Consider the following 17111-nt stretch of genomic DNA (forward strand, 5'->3'; position numbering starts at 1 on the left):
CTCAGGCCTTCCGGCGCATCAGCTTGGCGACCAGCGGCTCGAACAGGCTGCGCTTGCCGCGCTTGGCTTCGCCACGCCCCGTCAGCGCCATCGCGATCTGGACGAAGGCCTCGGCGACCTTGCCGCCCGACTGGACCTCGGCGATCATCTGCCCGTTATTGGCAGCCGTCCCGAAGAGCTGCGCATCGAAGGGAATCGCATTCAAGACCTCGATCCCGAGAGCCTTGGCGAACTCGGCTGCGTCGATCTCCGGCCGCTTGGCGATTCCGACCTGGTTGAGGATCAGCCGCGGCACGGAATCGTTCGGCCGCGCCGCGCGCAGCAGGTCCATCAGATTCTTGGCGTTGCGCAGCGAGGCGAGCTCGGGCGCAGCGACGATCACGACCTCGTCGGCGCCGATCAGCGTGCGCTTGGCCCAGCCTGTCCAGATATGCGGCACGTCCAGCACGATGCAGGGCACGCTGGCGCGCAGCAGGTCGAGCAGCAGATCGAACGAATCCTCACCGAGATCGATGGTGCGGTCGAGAACCGCCGGCGCCGCCAGCAGAGCGAGGTTCTCACTGCAGCGCGAGAGCAGCCGGTCGAGCATGTTGGCATCGAGGCGATCGGGTGCGAACACCGCTTCGGCGATGCCCTGCGGGGGATCCTGGTTGAAGTCGAGCCCTGCCGTGCCGAAGGCGATGTCGAGATCGACGATCACGGTCGAGGCGTCGAGATTGCGGCCGATCGCCCAGGCGAGGTTATGCGCGACGGTCGAGGCGCCGACACCTCCCTTGGCCCCGACCACAGCGATGGTTCGTCCGAGCGTTTCGGCGCCCGGCGTGGCGTAGAGTTCGGAAAGCGTCCGCAGCACATCGAGCACGCCGAGCGGGGCGATCAGATAGTCGCTGACGCCGCGGCGGATCAGGTCGCGATAGAGCTGGACATCGTTGACGTGGCCAATGACCACGACCTTGGTCCCGGGGTCGCAGCTCTCGGCCAGGGCGTCGAGGCTGGCGATCAAGCGCGCCGGCTCGGTTGCCGTCTCCAGCACGATGACGTTCGGCGTCGGCGCGGCGCGAAACGCCTCGACCGCCGCCGCCGGGCCGCCCATCTGGATACGGGTCTGCGCCTTGTCCATACGCCGGTCGGCCGTCACCGCCTGCATGGCGGCGGCGACTTCCTGCGTCTCGCAGAAGGCCTGCAAGGTGATGCGCGGCAGCGGCGCGATAATCTCCTCGCCGGTCATGTCCGGCTCATGAAGCATCCCCTCCGCCATCACTTGCCTCCGACGGCTTTGCTGATCGCAGACTGCTCCTGGCGATACTCGGTCGACGGATCCTTGCCCTCGCGCAGCTTCCTGATCGCTTCCATGCGCTTCTGGGTGTCGAGCCGGCCTTCGCTGCGGGCGCGGACGAGATCGAGCGGGTCGGCGACCTGCGCGGCGAGATTGGCCTGGGTCGCGCAGCCAAGGTTCCACAAGGGCTGGTTCGAGGCATCGGTCTTGTAGCTCGAAACGCCGGCGTCTTCCGGCCATTGCCCGCAGGCATGCGGCAGGCCGGCCTGAAGCGAGGCATAGGTCAGGCGGATCGGTGAGGCGAGGCCGGGATCGACGACCGGATAGGTCCTGACCTGGAGCGCACCCTGGGACACGCCGGCCTGCGCCAGCGAGCGGCGAATGCCTTCGAGCGTGTCGCGCGCCGCAAGTTCCCGCCCGGTGCCGGTCGGCACCTCGGCGACCAGGCCGCCGCGGCCGCTGCGGCGATAATCCTGACCGAAGCGGGCGACATCGTCGGCCTGGCGCGGGTCGAGCCCACCGCCGGCGCGGCCAACGAAGACGTCGAGCGAGCGCGGCGCATCGCGCAGGATGATCGGATGGCGCTCGCGCGTATCGAAAGGCGCAGTGCCCTCCGCAAGGTCGCGCTTGGCGCAGGCGCCGAGCGCGAGCGCGGCCGCGAGAACGGGCAGGAGACCTGCCGGGCGACGACGGCTCATCTGGGTTCTGTCGTATGTCGTCACGCTCGCCATCCCTTGCAGATGCATGCCCGCAGCGCTCAATCGACTATGAAGCCGACGCGGCCGCGATAGGCCTGGGGAACGGGCCCGCCGCTGGTCGTTCCGTAGATCTTGTTGAGACGTCCCATCAGAATCGTCTGGGCGTCGTGCGCTTCGACGAAACCGTCATCCGGCCGGTTGAGCTGGCCGGGGTCGATCGGCTTCACGATGTAGGGTGTCACCGCGATCATCAGCTCGGTCTCCTCACGCTGATAGTCGCGCGAGCGGAACAGCGTGCCGATGATCGGAATGTTCATCAGGCCCGGCAGGCCGTTGATCGACTGCCGCGAGATGCGCTGGATCAGGCCCGCGGTCGCCAGTGTACCACCCGAAGGGAGTTCGACCGTGGTGTCCGACTTGCGGACGCGAAAAGCCGGCGCGTTGAGATTGTCGTTGAGGCGGATCTGATTCTCGAAGTCGAGCTCGGTGACTTCGGTTGCGATCCGCATCGAGATCCGACCCTCCGACATCACGATCGGCGTGAAGTTCAGGGACACGCCGACCGGCTTGTACTGCAGCTGGATGATGCAGTTGGTGTTGCGGCGGGTGAGCTGGTCGGTATCGCAGTTCACACCCGTCGGTGTCGGCATCTCGCCGCCAGCCATGAACTTGGCGCTCTCGCCGGAGATCGCGGTCACAGTCGGCTCCGCCAGCACCCTGGAGAGCCCGGCCCGCTCGAGCGCGCGCAGCGTAAAGTTGGTCGAGTTGCCGAGGCCGGCGCCGATCGCGGTGGCCGAGAGCGCCTGCGGCTGCAGCGGGAACGGGTTGTCGATCGAAGGCGTGATGCTGAACTTGCCGAGCTTCCACTCGCCGGTCGAGTTGATGCCGAGCTGCTTGATCGCCTTGCGCGAGACCTCGGAGACCACGACCTTGACCATGACCTGGTCGCGGCCGCGAATGGTCAGCGAGTTGATCACCGCGCCCTTGCTCGTCGTCTGGATCAGCCCGCCGGTGGTCGCGTTGCCGACGAAGGCGCTCGCTATGTCCACGGCCTGCGTAGCCTCGGAGGCGTTGGCGACGGTGCCGACCAGCAGGATCGAGTTACCGGCCGGCTTTACCTGGATCTGTGCCTGCGGCATGGCCGAACGCAGGGTCTGGCGCAGCACGTTGAGATCACGGCCAACCTCGATCTCGAGCGCGGTGATCTGCCTGCCTTCGGCATCCATCACGAACATCGAGGTCTGGCCATCGGCCATGCCGATGATGAAGAGCTTGCGGGCCGAGCGCACGACGGCGTTGGCGACCTTCGGATTGGCGACGAACACCTCCTTGGCGTCGCGCGGCAATTCGACGATCAGCGAACGGCCGATCGAGAGATCGAGCTTGCGCGAGATCGCGTGTTCGCTCGCGCCAACATTAAGCACCGGCGCGGCGCCGGTGGCCTGGGCCAGGGCCGGCGCGCCGGCTGTCAGCGCGGCGAGCGGCAGCAAGGCAAGACCGAGGCGCCGCCGCATGGCGGGGCGGCGGAAGGTGCGCAAGGCGTTCACGGCGGGGATCATGGCTTCACGCCCTTACTGGTCACGCCGTAGCGCACGAGGGTCATTCCGCCCTCACTGGCCGGCGCATTCTGGTCGCCGGCATCCTGAAGGCTGCGCAGCACCAGTGTGAGAGAACTGGTCTTCTGCGCCAGGGTCACGATGTCGACCTGGCTCGGGTCGAGCTCGAGGGTGGCGGTTTCGCCGATCACGACCTTGTCGCCATTCTTGTCCTGGACGTTCTGGCCGATCGCCAGCACGCGGACATTGACCAGGATGGCCTCGCTGAACGGCGGCGAGCCATCCTTGCTGTTGTCGTCGCGCGTGGTGCTGATCACGTCGACCCGGTCATTGGGCAGGACGAAACCGCCGGCGGTGTTGGCGCCGCGGCTGTCGGTGGTGATGGCGACGGCACGCTTGCCGGGCGGCAGGATCGCGGAGAGGAAGCCGCCTGCATCGGTACGGATGAGTTTCTCGCGGCGGATCGGCTCGGAACCGAAGAGCTGGGCCCGCGCAACCTGGCCGACGAACTCGGCCTCGCCCTCGGGAGCATCCTCGCGGCGAATCACGCCGGTGGGCAGGCTGGCGAGCGGCCAGGGAATCCAGCGCAGATCGCTGGCGGTGAGCCGATTGCCGACAGGGATGTCGGCCGCCGCAATCAGCACCTCCGTGGTCGGTGCGGGCTCGTATTTCACGGCGGGGGCGTTCTTGGAGGGCCGGCTGATCAGCAGCGCAGCACCCAGTCCGGAGACCAGGGCGATTGCGAGAATGATGATTCTGGCGGCACTCATGGCTGACGATCCTCAGCCAGCACGAACTGGCCCTCGGCCGGATCGTGCTGTTGGAATCGTCAACTTATGGTTAACTGAACGTATCTTTTTGCTGCAATCGCCTAGTCCTGGCGCGGCTTGCGGAGTTCAGAGCCCAATCGCCGCCCGCCAGATCGCAGTTTGCGGCAGAACGGCAAGCGCACCGAACGCCAGCGCCACGCCATAGGGTACGCCTTGCTGCACGCCATGCAGCCGCTTGGCCCAGGCCCAGTTCGCTGCCGGGCCCGGCAGAGGCGCCTGGCGCAACTGGTGCAGCAGGAGGGTCAGCACGCCCCCGGCGATCGCCGTCACCATCAGATAGGGCAGGAGTGGCTCGAAGCCGAACCAGAGCGCCGTCGCGGCGACAAGCTTGGCGTCGCCGCCCCCGACCCAACCGGCCGCGAAAAGAGCGATGCCGACGAGGAGCACGATGACCCCGGCCGCCAGATGCCAGCCGATCTGGCTCCAGCTGAGGCCGAGGCTGATGGCGCAGATCGCAAAGGCCGCGACCAACAGCAGGCAGAGACGGTTCGAGATCGTCATCGTGACGATGTCGCTGGCCGCCGCATAGGCCATGGCAGCGGGGAAGATGACGAGGATGGCGATCAGCGGCAGCGACATGTTTCGTCTCCCGGACTTTCAGCGCAGCAAGCATGGGCTGCGACGCCTCACCAAAGCCTTACGGAAAAGCCGGAAACCGGCTGGCTGGCGAGGAGGCATGACGGGCAAGCGCCGCCCTCTAAAAACAGGAACGCCCCGGTGGAGCCGGGGCGTTCGAAGCACTCGCCCAGAAGGCGATACGGGACCGTCCGGTCGCCGATCAGGCGCCGCCGAGGGCAGTCGCGATACGGCCCAGAATGCCGTTGAGGGCCGAGCCGACCAGGTTCATGCCGGCGATGGCGACGACGGCGATCAGGGCGGCGATCAGGCCGTACTCGATGGCGGTCGCGCCGGACTCGTTCTTGGCGAAGCGAGCGAAAAGCTTGGTCATGGTAGTCTCCTTTTGCACCACGGTTTGACTGCTGCCTTGCTCTGGATCGGCTTCGGTCAGCGACAATTGCGAAGCTACACGGACCGCATTGCTGATCAGTTAAAGCGACTCAAGAATTCGGAGAATTGCGCATGTGTTTCTTGGATGGTTAACACGATCCTATCTCAATTCAGAAGTTAACTATGCGTATATATATTGATACAATTTTACGAACTACAGTATTTGTTCCCATCCTCGAAAGCTGACGACTTTCATTTCCCCCTCGACCGAGCGCCAGACTACCCAATTTCGACGCACTACCCCAAGCCTTGGCGTCCGAACCGTACCTCTCTGCATCGGCCAGATCGCCATCTTAGGGATTGGTTCATCATTTTCGGCTTTGCTCGGCCTGTTGGAAATCTTGGGGCGCCAGCTATGTTGATTGCGATGACCGCCTCGCGGCTTGTTCTCATCGCCGCCATCGCGGCCAGCGCGCCCGTCTGGTCCCCGGCAATCGCTCAGACACGCCCGGCACCGGCGCCCGCTCCGGCCGCCGCAGCGAGCCACCAGGGGTCGGTGGTCGTGACCGTCGATCACGCCAAGGTGGTGCGCCTGCCCGAAAGGGCGCAAACCGTGATCGTCGGCAACCCCGCAATCGCCGACGTCTCAGTCCAGCGAAACGGCGTGATGGTCGTCACCGGCAAGAGTTTCGGGGTGACCAACCTGATCGCGCTCGACGGCAGCGGCACGCTGCTGGCCGAGTCCTCCGTACGGGTACAGGCCGCCAGCGATTCGATGCTGACCGTGCAGCGCGGCCTCGAGCGTGAAAGCTATTCCTGCACGCCTGTCTGCCAGCCGGCGGCGCAGCTCGGCGACGTCAAGCGCTTCTTCGACGAGGTCGGCGGACAGAACAAAGCCCGCAACACCGCCGCGACGGGCGATCGGCGCTAACCAAGCGGCCTGCGCGGCCGGGCACAACTGTGCGATCTGCCTGCATGTCGAGGCGTCGATTCTAAAGCTGAGCCGGCACTGGGCAGCTCAAGCTGGGTAAACGGTCTGTCGGCCGGGGAAGGCCGGCCGGATCAGTCCTTATTGCGCAGCGCCGAAGCGCGCTCCAAAAGCACGGGATGGCGAGGTCAGACGGAGCCGTGCCAGGCCATGCCCGCACGGCTCCGTCGCTTCCGCTCAGATCGTCTGATTGTAGGCGCCGACTTCCGGATTCTCGCGGAGCACGCCGTCGATCGCCTTGAACATCTCGCGCATGCGGGCTTCCGAGACCGGGCTCTCGCAGACCACGACCAGCTCCGGCTTGTTCGAGGAGGCGCGGATCAGGCCCCAGGTACCGTCCTCGTTGACGACGCGGACACCGTTGACGGTGATGACGTCGACGATCTTCTGACCGGCGATCTTCTCGCCCGCCGCCTGCATCGCCTGGATCCGCTGGGTGATCTTGTCGCTGACGCCGTATTTGATCTCGTCGGCGCATTTGGCGGCCATGGTCGGCGTGCCCCAGGTCTTGGGCACGGCAGCGTAGAGCTCGGCCATCGACTTGCCGGGATTGCGGTCGAGCATGTCGATCACCGCGATGGCGGTGACGACGCCGTCGTCATAGCCGCGGCCGACCGGAGCGTTGAAGAAGAAGTGGCCGGACTTCTCGAAGCCGGCGAGCGCGTTGAGATCACGGACCCGGCGCTTGATGTAGGAGTGGCCGGTCTTCCAGTAATCGGTCTTGACGCCGAGCTTCTGCAGTTCCGGATCGGTCGAGAACAGGCCGGTCGACTTGACGTCGACGACGAACTGCGCGCCCGGATTGAGCTTGCCGAGATCGCGGGCCAGCATCACGCCGATCTTGTCGGCAAAAATCTCCTCGCCATGATTGTCGACGACGCCGCAGCGGTCGCCGTCACCGTCGAAGCCGAGCGCGACATCGGCGCCGTGCTGCTTCACGGCGTCGGCCATGGCGTGCAGCATCTTCATGTCTTCGGGGTTCGGATTGTAGCGCGGGAAGGTGTGGTCGAGCTCGGCATCCATCGGGATGACCTCGCAGCCGAGCGCTTCCAGGATCTGCGGCGCGAAGGCGCCGGCAGTGCCGTTGCCGCAGGCAGCGATGACCTTGAGCTTGCGCTTGATCTTCGGGCGATTCGTCAGATCGGCGATGTAGCGTGCCGGAAAATCCGGGACGAACTGGTAGGAGCCGCCGCCCGGCAGGTCGAAATCGCCGGCGAGCACGATGTCGCGCAACTGGCCCATCTCGTCGGGACCGAAGGTGACCGGGCGCTGGGCGCCCATCTTGATGCCGGTCCAGCCATTGTCGTTATGCGAGGCGGTGACCATGGCGACGCAGGGCACGTCGAGCTCGAACTGAGCGAAATAGGCCATGGGCGACATGGCGAGGCCGATGTCGTGGACCTTGCAGCCGGCCGCCATCAGGCCGGTAACCAGCGCCATCTTGATCGAGGAGGAGTAGCTGCGGAAGTCGTGCGCGGTGACGATCTCGGGCTTGACGCCCATGCGCCGGATCAGCGTGCCCAGCCCCATGCCGACGGCCTGCACGCCCATCAGGTTGAGCTCTTTTCCGAAGAACCAGCGCGCATCGTATTCGCGGAAGCCGGTCGGCTTCACCATCGGCAGCGATTCATAGTCGAAGGTGTTCGGGAAGAGCTCGGGCAGGGGCTTCGGAAACATCGGGCCATCCATCTTCGAGGAGAGCGGGCCAGGCAGAGCCCGCAGGAGACATGCTGAGCGGAAAGGCCACAGGCTACATGAACGGAGCCTGAGCATGAGAGGGCAAGGACGCAAGGCCGGCATAGCCCATCGGAATGGCGATGGGAACGGAAAGCCTCAACCGCGCAGGACCATCCTTCCGCCCTGGACCTCATAGCCGAAAAGCTTGCGCAGGAAGGAGGTGCCGAGCAGGCTCACGCCGAATACGCCCGCGGGCAGCACCACGGCGTCGACGTCGCGAACGAGAATGTCGCCGAGCCGAATCTCGCGCAGACGTATCCGCGCGCCCCTGACCACGCCATTGGGGGTGCCAAGGGGGTAATTATAGGCCGAGCGATCCGGCTTCACGCCCAGCGCCCGCGCATCGGAGTCGATCAGCGCGACGACGCTCGCACCGGTATCGACCATCATCCTGACCCGATAATTGTCGATCGAAGGGTGCACGATGTACTGGCCGCGATAATCGGCGCTGATCGTCAGGGAACGACGCTCCCCCAGGTTCCCAGCGGGTCGCTCCGGGCGGGCGACAGCGAGAGCCGCCCCGTCCTTGGTATCCAAGGCGAGATTGTTCGCATGGTTGAGTGCCAGCAGGCCGGTGATGCCGGCTATGCCCAGGGACCAGACGATCGGCCGCGGCGCCATCCAACGTCCTTTCACGCGTTTCCGCTGCGAGATAGCCGCGCCGAGTGCTGACGAAGCGTGAATCGGAAGCCGAACCCAGCGAGATCCGCCTGGGTGCCCTATCGGCAGGCTTAACGCCTGCTCAAACCGATCACACAAAATCTACAGGAAGCTCTGCCCGACCAGGGCCTCGATCGCCTCGCGGCGGGGCACGCTCGGCTGCGCGCCGGCGACGGTGCAGGCAAGCGAGCCGGCGGCGAGGCCGCGCTGCAACGCGCCCGAAAAGCCGAAGCCCGCCTGCAGCGCCGCGGCGAAGGCTCCGACGAAACTGTCGCCGGCGGCGACGGTATCGACCACCGCGACCCGAGGCGCCTCGAGCCGGCGGCGTACGCCGCCATGCCAGCCGACCGCGCCCTCGGCGCCGAGCGTGACGATGCAGGCGATGCCGCGCTCGGCATCGAGCCGCTGGGCGATTGCATCTGGCTCGGTCTCCGCCCAACCGAGGCCCTGCGCGAGCAGCGCCGCCTCGTGCTCGTTGGCGATCAGGATATCGGTCAGCCCGAGCAGTTCCGGAACCGGCACGCCGGCCGGGGCGAGGTTGAGGATCACGCGACCGCCGGCCGCGTGCATGGCCTTCGCCGCGCGAAGACACTGCTCTTCCGGCACCTCGCGCTGAAGCAGCAACAGATCGCCCTCGCCGAGACCCATCGCCGCCAGCGCATCGGCGCTGGCCTCGGCATTGGCCCCGGCGGCGACGACGATCTGGTTCTGGCCCTGGGCATCGACCGCGATGAAGGCCGCGCCGGTCGGCGCGGCGACGCGGGCGATATGGGTCAGGTCGACGCCATCGGCGGCCAGCAATTCCACTGCGAGCTCGGCGAATGCGTCGCGACCGACGGCGCCGACGAGCACGACCGGGGCACCGGCCCGGCGCGCCGCCAGCGCCTGGTTGGCGCCCTTGCCGCCGGGATGAAGGGCATAGCCGGGGCCGAGCACAGTCTCGCCGGCACCGGGCAGGCGTTCGACCGGTGTCACCAGATCGAGGTTGAGCGATCCGAAGACGACGATCACGCTGGCAGGTCCGAAGCAAGACGCGCCACGCCGGCAACGAAGGCGGCCTCCGGCGTGACGAGCTGATGGTCGAGACCGGCGGCCGCGAGCGCCCTTCCATAGCTCTGGGCGAGCACGCCGTCGGCGACGAGATGCAGGTTCTCGAGCCCGCCGAACATGGCGCGCGCTGCCGCGATCTCCTGCGCGACCAGCAGCGAGGAGAGATAGGGGCCAACCGCGCCGCCGCTCATCCGCCCGGCCAGCACTTCGGAGCGGGCGGCGAAGGCGGCATTGAGCAGTCCGCCCGGCCGCGCGGCAGCGGCAATACCGCGACGCGCGCCTTCGGCGGCATCCTCACCGGCCGGCTCTTCCGCCAGACGCGACAGGATCGAATGCTCGCGCAGGAGGCCGTAGACCTCGCCGGTCATGAAGCTGGCGAAGCGGGTGATGCGGCCGCCCTCGACCTTGGCCCATTTCGAATGCGTCCCCGGCAGGCAGGCGACGCCGTCGCTGAGGCCGAGCCCGACAACCAGCGTCTCCTCGCCGCGCATCACGTCGAAGGCGTCCTCGTCGCAGGAGAGGCCGGGCAGAACGGTCGCGGCGGTGCCGTCGTCGAGCGTGACGCGCAGGCCGGCGGCGGCGATCTCGGCCGGGCTCGCCGGGCAGGCGACATAGGGCGCCTCGATCCAGCCATTGCGGCTGCCGACCATGCCTGCGAGCAGGATGGCAGCCTCCGGATTGGCCCGGCGCAGGTCGCCGGCGATCGCCTCGAAAGCGGCGGGAAAGCCGCCGGCCGGAACCGACTGGATGCCGCGATCTGCGGTGCGCTTGTCGAGCACCGTGCCGTCCTCGCCGATCAGGAAGGCGCGGGCGCGGGTCGTGCCCCAGTCGAGCGCGATCAGGGGATTGGGCATGGCAGGCTCCGGCGTGCCCCCCGCCCCCTCAGGAGGTGGGCGGGGGTTAGGGCGAATGACCGGGTCAGCGATGCCTCAAGCGGAGCGTGGGATCAATCGCGATCCGCATGGGCCGAGGCGCGTGCCCGTCATTTCGCTCCCAGCCCTCGTCATGAGAGCAGCGGCGCGCCGATCAGACATCGAAGAAGACCGTCTCGCCCTCGCCCTGCAGCCGGACGTCGAAGCGGTAGACGCCATCGGCGCCGCGCTTCGCTATCAGCGTAGCGCGCCGCTCCTGCGGCACCAGGGCCAGCACCGGATCTCCGGCATTGCCGGGCTCGCCGTCGAAATAAACCCGCGTCGCCAACCGGATCAGCAGGCCGCGCGCGAAGACCGAGATCGTGAGATGCGGAGCCTGCATCGCGCCGTTCGGACCCGGCAGGGCGCCGGGACGCACGGTCTCGATGAAATAGGCGCCTTCGGCATTGGTCTCGGCTCGGCCGAAGCCGGTGAAGCCGGCATTGCCGGCGGCGCTGAAGCGCCCCTCGGCATCGGCCTGCCAGGTCTCGATCATGGCATCCCCAACCGGGACGCCGTCACCGTCATAGACGACGCCCTCGATGCGGATGCGCTCGCCGGCGACGCCCTCTGTCGCGACTTGCTCGGTGGCGAGCTCCTTGCCGCCATAGGCGCGCGGCGTCAGGGCATAGGCGAAGAACGGCCCGATCGTCTGGGACGGTGTGAGTTCGAGCGGAGCCTTCGGATCAGTGCTCATGCGGCTCCTCCGTCGGCGTCATCTCGCGGCCGCGCAGCACGATGTCGAACTGGTAGCCGAGCGCCCATTCAGGCTCGGTTGTGTCAAGGTCGAAGCGCGAGATCAGACGCTCGCGCGCCCTCGCATCGGTGATCGACTGGAAGATCGGATCGAAGGGGAAGAGCGGGTCGCCCGGGAAATACATCTGGGTGATGACGCGCGACAGGAAGCTCGGCCCGAACAACGAGAAATGGATATGGGCCGGGCGCCAGGCATTGTGGTGGTTGCGCCAGGGATAGGCACCGGGCTTGATCGTGACGAAGCGATAGCGCCCTTCGGCATCGGTCAGGGCCCGGCCCGCGCCGGTGAAGTTCGGGTCGAGCGGCGCCGGATGCTGATCCTTGACGTGGACATAGCGGCCGCCGGCATTGGCCTGCCAGATCTCGATCAGCGTGTGCGGCACGGGCCGCCCGTCCTCATCGAGCACGCGGCCAGTGACGATGATGCGCTCGCCGAGTGGCTCGCCGGCGTGCTGGCGGGTGAGATCGGAATCGCCCTCGGCGACCGCGCTGTGGCCGAAGACCGGGCCGCTGGTCTCCGACAGCGTATGCGGCAGCAGGATCAGCGGCTGCGAGGGCGCCCGCTTCAGCGTGCTTTTGTACTCCGGCGAGTTGTTGAGCGGATGGGCTTGCAGCCCGGTGCGGGGAAAGATCAGGCTCATGCCGCCACTCCATGGGCTTGCCGGGTGCGCGCATGCAGGCCGCGCAGCACCTCGAGTTCCTGGTCGCTCGGCGCCGGGGTTTCGGTGAGATCGGCGGCGAAGCGCAAGGGCCAGCCGCAGCCGGCCTGGACCTGCTCGCGGGTCACGCCGGGGTGCAGCGAGATCACGCTGAGCTCGGCGGTCTCCGGATCCGGCGCCATGACGCAGAGATCGGTGATCACCCGGGTCGGCCCCCTGGTCCTGAGGCCGAGCTTCTCGCGGTCGCCCTTGCCGGTGCCGTGGCCGAAGGAGGTGATGAAAGGCAGCGTCTCGACGAAGGCGCGCGAGCCCATCGCCATGGTGATGAAGATCTGCCCGCAATTGCTGGCGATCTCCGGCGCGCCGCCGCCGCCCGGCAGGCGGACCTTGGGGGAGGCGTAATCGCCGACCACGGTGGTGTTGAGATTGGCGAAGCGGTCGATCTGGGCGCCGCCGAGGAAGCCGATGGTGATGCGCCCACCCTGCAGCCAATAGCGGAACATCTCCGGCACCGGCACGGTGGTCAGCGCGGTGTCGCAGAGCTCGCCATCGCCGATCGAGAGCGGCAGCACGCTCGGCCGCGTCGAGAGCGTGCCGGATTCGTAGATCAGCGTGATGCCGGGCGCATGGGTCAGCCGGGCGAGATTGCAGGCGGCCGAAGGCGCGCCGATGCCGACGAAGCAGACATCGTCATTGCCCAGGAGCCGCGCCGCGGCGATGGTCATCATCTCCGAAGGGGTGTGACTCATCTCGCTCACTCCGCCGCCTGACGCTGGGGCCGGGCGTATTGCGCGAACGCATCAGGGCCCTTTTCCAGGACGTTCGCCTTGATCCATGACAAAAAGCTATCGCGCTCGCGCGCGATCTTATCCCAGCCGATGTAGAACTCGTTGGCGCGCTTGTAGTAGCCATGCGCATAGGACGGGTAGGCGCCGCCCGGGACGTGAGCGATGGCGGTGACGGTCCAGGCCGGCAGGATCACCGCATTGGCATTGCGCGGCCCGAAATCCTCGACGATCTCCTCGACCGTGACGAGCGAGCGCTTGGCCGCCAGCACCGCCTCCTTCTGCACGCCGACGATGCCCTCGAGCAGGACATTGCCCTCGCGGTCGGCCCGCAGCGCGTGGATCACCGCCGCATCGGGCCGCAGCGCCGGCACGGTCGCCAGCACCTCGCCGGTATAGGGGCAGGTCACCGAGCGGATGTTCGGGTTGACCTTGGGCAGGTCGACGCCCTTGTAGCCGCGGAAGACCGCGAAGGGCAGGTTGGCGGCGCCGGCCTCATAGGCGTTAGCCATGGCGGCGTGGCTGTGCTCCTCGATCTCCAGGCGATGCGGCCAGCCATTCTCGATCGCGTCGCGCAGGCGGTGCAGCGAGCCGACGCCAGGATTGCCGCCCCAGGAGAAGATCAGCTTCTCGGCGCAGCCCATGCCGATCATCTGGTCGTAGATCAGGTCGGGCGTCATTCGGATCAGCGTCAGCCGCTTGCGGCCCTGGCGGATCGCCTCATGGCCGGCGGCATGCGGGATCAGATGGGTGAAGCCCTCCATCGAGACCGAGTCGCCGTCGCGCAGCACCTCCTCGATCCCCTCCTGAAGGGAGACGAATTTCGCCACCTTGACATCTCCTCCGAGTTTGTGCGTTAATCGCACATCGTTTTCATTTTCGAACTTTACGGACAGGCCTTGACAGGGTCAAGCAGCGCAGCGGGGCGCCCGCCGCCCTCGCCCGACCATATGGCCGCCCTCGAAAAGGGGCTGGCGGTGATCGAGTGCTTCGATGCCGGCCATGACCGGTTGACCATCGCCGATGTCGCCCGCGCCACCGATCTCTCCCGCGCCGCCGCCCGGCGCTGTCTGCTGACGCTCACGAGCATCGGCTATGCCGAATTCGACGGAAAGTTCTTCCGCCTGACGCCGCGAGTGCTGCGGCTCGGCTACGCCTGGCTGTCCTCGACGGCGCTGCCCAAGCTCGTCCAGCCCTTCCTGGAGCGGCTTTCGGAAGAGACCCACGAATCCTCCTCGGCCAGCCTGCTCGACGGGCACGAGATCGTCTACATCGCCCGCTCGGCCCAGCGCCGGATCATGTCGGTCGGGCTCTCGGTCGGCTCCCGGCTGCCGGCCTTCTGTACCTCGATGGGCCGCGTGCTGCTGGCCGCGCTCGATCCGGAAGAGGCGCGAGTGCGCATCCTCGCCGGCAAGCCAGCGGCGCTGACACCGCATACGGTGACCGAAATCGAGTCGCTGATGGCGAAACTTGCCGAGGTCCGGGTCCAGGGCCATGCGATCGTCGATCAGGAGCTCGAGCTCGGCCTGGTCTCGCTCGCCATGCCGTTGGTCAATGGCCGTGGCCAGGTCGCCGCCGCCTTCAACCTCTCGGTCCAGTCCCAGCGCGTCGCCAGCGACGAGATCGAGACCAATCTGCTGCCGCGCATGCGCGCGATGCAGAAGCTTCTGCAGCCCCTGATCGCCTGAACGGAGCCACCCCATGCTCGCCCTCGCTGCCGGCCCCTATGTCGCCCGGATCTCGCCCGCGCATGGCGGCATCGTCGCCGCGTTGGAATGGCGCGGCTCCGATGGCCGCGCGCACCGGCTGCTGCACGCGCCGGAGGGACTCGCGCCCTGGACGAACGCACCGAACAAGTTCGGCTGCTGGGCGATGCTGCCCTTCGCCAACCGCGCCTTCGACAGCCTCATCGACGATGGTGAAATCCGCTTTACCGTGCCGGCTAACGATCCTTCCGGGACGATTCACGGCTTCGGTTGGCAGGCCGCCTGGGAGGTCGTGGAACAGAGCATCGGCCATACCGTCCTGGTCCACCGCCGTGGTGCCGGTCCCGACCCCTATCGCTACCTGGCAAGGCAGGACATCCGCCTCGGCGAGGCCGGTATGACCATTGCGCTTTCACTCGCCAACGAGTCGGACGCGGCCCTACCCTTCGGCATGGGGTTGCACCCCTGGTTTCCCTGCGCGGCCGATACGCGGCTCGGTATGACCGCGACCGGCGCACTGATCTTCGGCGAGAAGTTCCGCGCCACCGGCACGCAGGCGCTGGAAGCCGGCGGACCTTATGCCGGCAAACCAGTCTTCGCGACCGGGGCCGAGACGGCCTGGAGCTTCCTCGGCTGGGATGGCACGGCGCGGATCGAGACACCCTCCGCCGGGCTTGCGATCACGATCAGCGCGAGCGAGAGCCTGCGCTGCCCTGTGGTCTGGGCACCGGCCGGCGCCGATTTCCTCTGCGTCGAGCCACAGAGCCACGCCGCGGGCGCGCCGAGCGAAGCCGTCGTCCGCGCTGCCTCGCCGCTCAGGCGGCTTCAGCCCGGAGAGACGCTAGAAGGCTGGATGCGGATCTCGGCCGAGGCGCTCTAACCGGAGATCTCAGCGCCAGCCGGAGCCGCCATAGCCCGAGCCGCCATAATAGGGCTGATAGCCATAGGCGCCCGGCGGCAGGGCCGGCCGCAGCAGGATCTGCTCGCGCGCCTCGCCCCAGCCCGGGGCATTACGCTGCCTGGCGGCGAACTGCGCCTTCTCGGCATTGATCTTTTTGGCCTGGACGATCTGGCTCCTGCTGCTCTTGACCTTCGCCTTGGCGACCTTGCTGCCGCCCGAGGCGTTGGCGAAGCGAGAGTAATTATCGGTCGCGGCGCCATTGAGCGCGATGCGGGTCGCGCCGGCCCCATGCTTCTTGACCAGCGCGAAGAGCTTGGCGGCATTAGCCGGGTGGAGCCGGATACAGCCATGCGAGGCCGGCCGGCCGAGCGCGCCGACCGCCGTCGTGCCATGGATGGCGTAGCCGCCGCGGAAGAAGACCGAATGGGGCATGGCGCCGCCATATTTGCGCGAATACCAGCTACGCTCGAGCCGGGTCGGCCGATAGACGCCGTTCGGCGAGCGGAAGCCCTTGCGGCCGGAGGAGATCGCCCAATTGTGGACCTCGCCATCGCTGGTCGTAACGGTCATCCTCTGGGCGGCGATGTCGATGCGAACGTTGACCCCGGCCTGCGCGGGGCTGAGGCTGAAAAGCACGGCGAAGGCGAAGGCCAGAATGCCGAAAAAGCGGGACATGACGCTACTCCCGAATGACGCTACCTGAGACGGCTCTCTGCTTGCCGCGCCGGGCGGGTCGAACGACCTCATGCGGGCAGCTCCAGCCTTGACGTGAGGGAAGGCCTTGCAGCGGCGCTTGTAAAGCGCAAATCGACGGAATGGTTTCCGCAGGCCGCGTTGCCGAAGCAGGCAGGCGATGCCACAAGGGCAGCCTCGCCTGGAATCTCCCGCCATGCTCCCGACGCTGCTCCCGACCGGCCTCTCGCCGGCCATCGCGTTCCTGCTGATCGCGATCAGCTTCCTGACCTCGGCCTTCACTGCGGCCTTCGGCATTGGCGGCGGAGTCGCGATGCTCGGCGCGCTCGCAGGAGCGGTGCCGCCCGGCGTGGTCATCGCGGTGCACGGCCTCGTCCAGTTCGGCTCCAATGTCGGCCGGACGATCGTGCAGCGGGCGCATACCCTCTGGCCGCTGGTGGCGCGCTTCACCGCCGGATCGGTCATCGGCGTGGTGATCGGTGCCTATGTCGTGATCGCCCTGCCCGAGCGCATCCTGCTCGGCGTGCTCGGCAGCTTCATCCTGGCGATGACCTGGGTGCCGAAGCCACGGATTCCCGGCCTCGCTTCCTCGGGGCTGGTGATCGGCGGGGCGCTCGCCAGCATCGTCAGCATGTTCGTCGGCGCCGTCGGCCCGTTCGTGCAGGCGCTGCTGCTGCCGCTCGGCCTGGAGAAGCGCCAGCTGGTCGCGACCCATGCCGCCTGCCAGACCTTCCAGCATCTGCTCAAGGTCTTCGCCTTCGGCGCCCTCGGCTTCGCCTTCACCGACTGGGTGCCGCTGATCGCGGCGATGATCGCCTCGGGCTTCGCCGGCACGATCGCCGGCACCAAGCTGCTCGACCGGCTGCCCGAGCGCTGGTTCCTGATCACCGTGAAGGCAGCGCTGACCCTGGTCGGCCTCGACCTCTTGCGCCGCGCCGCGGGATACTGAGCGAAAAA

19 protein-coding genes are annotated in these 17111 nt (G+C 67.3%); 4 read left to right on the top strand and 15 right to left on the bottom strand.

The features are described 5' to 3' along the window. Position 1: 1 nt before the first annotated feature. The 6 genes from AC1REK_RS22495 to AC1REK_RS22520 form a co-directional block, all read right to left on the bottom strand. Positions 2-1258, bottom strand: coding sequence for a CpaE/TadZ family protein (locus AC1REK_RS22495; protein ID WP_492270128.1), 1257 nt, complete (start codon positions 1256-1258; stop codon positions 2-4). Further along, complete coding sequence (locus tag AC1REK_RS22500; protein WP_492270127.1) at positions 1258-1974, bottom strand: CpaD family pilus assembly protein; 717 nt, start codon at positions 1972-1974, stop codon at positions 1258-1260. Before AC1REK_RS22500 ends, AC1REK_RS22495 begins: the two co-directional genes overlap by 1 nt. Before the next feature lie 59 nt (positions 1975-2033). Continuing rightward, entirely contained in the window at positions 2034-3533 is a 1500-nt protein-coding gene (locus AC1REK_RS22505; RefSeq protein ID WP_327521559.1) for a type II and III secretion system protein family protein, read from the bottom strand. Then, on the bottom strand, positions 3530-4300 hold the full coding sequence (gene cpaB / locus AC1REK_RS22510; protein ID WP_327521558.1) for a Flp pilus assembly protein CpaB: 771 nt from the start codon (positions 4298-4300) through the stop codon (positions 3530-3532). Before cpaB ends, AC1REK_RS22505 begins: the two co-directional genes overlap by 4 nt. Positions 4301-4426: 126 nt before the next feature. After that, positions 4427-4939, bottom strand: coding sequence for an A24 family peptidase (locus tag AC1REK_RS22515; protein ID WP_327521557.1), 513 nt, complete (start codon positions 4937-4939; stop codon positions 4427-4429). A gap of 199 nt (positions 4940-5138) precedes the next feature. Next, complete coding sequence (locus tag AC1REK_RS22520; RefSeq protein ID WP_316019817.1) at positions 5139-5309, bottom strand: Flp family type IVb pilin; 171 nt, start codon at positions 5307-5309, stop codon at positions 5139-5141. A gap of 414 nt (positions 5310-5723) precedes the next feature. Here AC1REK_RS22520 and AC1REK_RS22525 point away from each other — a divergent pair, with 414 nt between their 5' ends. Continuing rightward, a complete protein-coding gene (locus AC1REK_RS22525) occupies positions 5724-6239 on the top strand; it encodes a pilus assembly protein N-terminal domain-containing protein (RefSeq protein ID WP_492270126.1) in 516 nt (171 codons plus the stop codon). 234 nt (positions 6240-6473) lie between these two features. On the opposite strand, the gene AC1REK_RS22530 is transcribed toward AC1REK_RS22525, so the two are convergent. The 8 genes from AC1REK_RS22530 to AC1REK_RS22565 all read right to left on the bottom strand — a co-directional run bounded on the left by AC1REK_RS22530 (position 6474) and on the right by AC1REK_RS22565 (position 13684). Next, entirely contained in the window at positions 6474-7973 is a 1500-nt protein-coding gene (locus AC1REK_RS22530; protein WP_316019818.1) for a phosphohexomutase domain-containing protein, read from the bottom strand. A gap of 156 nt (positions 7974-8129) precedes the next feature. Beyond that, positions 8130-8654, bottom strand: coding sequence for a retropepsin-like aspartic protease family protein (locus AC1REK_RS22535; RefSeq protein WP_492270125.1), 525 nt, complete (start codon positions 8652-8654; stop codon positions 8130-8132). A 141-nt stretch (positions 8655-8795) separates the two neighbouring features. Continuing rightward, complete coding sequence (locus tag AC1REK_RS22540) at positions 8796-9704, bottom strand: ribokinase (RefSeq protein WP_492270124.1); 909 nt, start codon at positions 9702-9704, stop codon at positions 8796-8798. Continuing rightward, positions 9701-10597, bottom strand: coding sequence for a 2-dehydro-3-deoxygalactonokinase (locus AC1REK_RS22545; protein WP_492270123.1), 897 nt, complete (start codon positions 10595-10597; stop codon positions 9701-9703). Before AC1REK_RS22545 ends, AC1REK_RS22540 begins: the two co-directional genes overlap by 4 nt. A gap of 172 nt (positions 10598-10769) precedes the next feature. Continuing rightward, on the bottom strand, positions 10770-11351 hold the full coding sequence (gene pcaG / locus AC1REK_RS22550) for a protocatechuate 3,4-dioxygenase subunit alpha (RefSeq protein ID WP_492270122.1): 582 nt from the start codon (positions 11349-11351) through the stop codon (positions 10770-10772). Then, positions 11341-12051, bottom strand: coding sequence for a protocatechuate 3,4-dioxygenase subunit beta (pcaH, locus tag AC1REK_RS22555; protein ID WP_492270121.1), 711 nt, complete (start codon positions 12049-12051; stop codon positions 11341-11343). The genes pcaG and pcaH overlap by 11 nt, the downstream gene beginning before the upstream one ends. Next, the gene (locus tag AC1REK_RS22560; RefSeq protein ID WP_492270120.1) at positions 12048-12818 is read right to left on the bottom strand and encodes a CoA-transferase subunit beta; all 771 of its coding nucleotides are present in this window, start codon (positions 12816-12818) and stop codon (positions 12048-12050) included. The genes pcaH and AC1REK_RS22560 overlap by 4 nt, the downstream gene beginning before the upstream one ends. Before the next feature lie 5 nt (positions 12819-12823). After that, positions 12824-13684, bottom strand: a complete 861-nt coding sequence (locus AC1REK_RS22565; RefSeq protein WP_492270119.1) for a CoA transferase subunit A — start codon at positions 13682-13684, stop codon at positions 12824-12826. Between the two features lie 120 nt (positions 13685-13804). Between AC1REK_RS22565 and AC1REK_RS22570 the strand changes: the two genes are divergently transcribed. Together AC1REK_RS22570 and AC1REK_RS22575 are read left to right on the top strand one after the other, a co-directional pair. Continuing rightward, positions 13805-14542, top strand: a complete 738-nt coding sequence (locus AC1REK_RS22570) for an IclR family transcriptional regulator domain-containing protein (RefSeq protein WP_492273823.1) — start codon at positions 13805-13807, stop codon at positions 14540-14542. A 13-nt stretch (positions 14543-14555) separates the two neighbouring features. Next, entirely contained in the window at positions 14556-15440 is an 885-nt protein-coding gene (locus AC1REK_RS22575) for an aldose epimerase family protein (RefSeq protein ID WP_492270117.1), read from the top strand. A gap of 9 nt (positions 15441-15449) precedes the next feature. Here the strand turns inward: AC1REK_RS22575 and AC1REK_RS22580 are convergent, their stop codons facing one another. Beyond that, positions 15450-16136: a L,D-transpeptidase gene (locus AC1REK_RS22580; protein ID WP_492270116.1), complete on the bottom strand. Its 687-nt coding sequence runs from the start codon at positions 16134-16136 to the stop codon at positions 15450-15452. A 214-nt stretch (positions 16137-16350) separates the two neighbouring features. Here AC1REK_RS22580 and AC1REK_RS22585 point away from each other — a divergent pair, with 214 nt between their 5' ends. Then, a complete protein-coding gene (locus tag AC1REK_RS22585) occupies positions 16351-17103 on the top strand; it encodes a sulfite exporter TauE/SafE family protein (RefSeq protein ID WP_316019829.1) in 753 nt (250 codons plus the stop codon). Positions 17104-17111: the final 8 nt, after the last annotated feature.

Source organism: Allobosea sp. GW823-FHT02B03 (assembly GCF_058797755.1).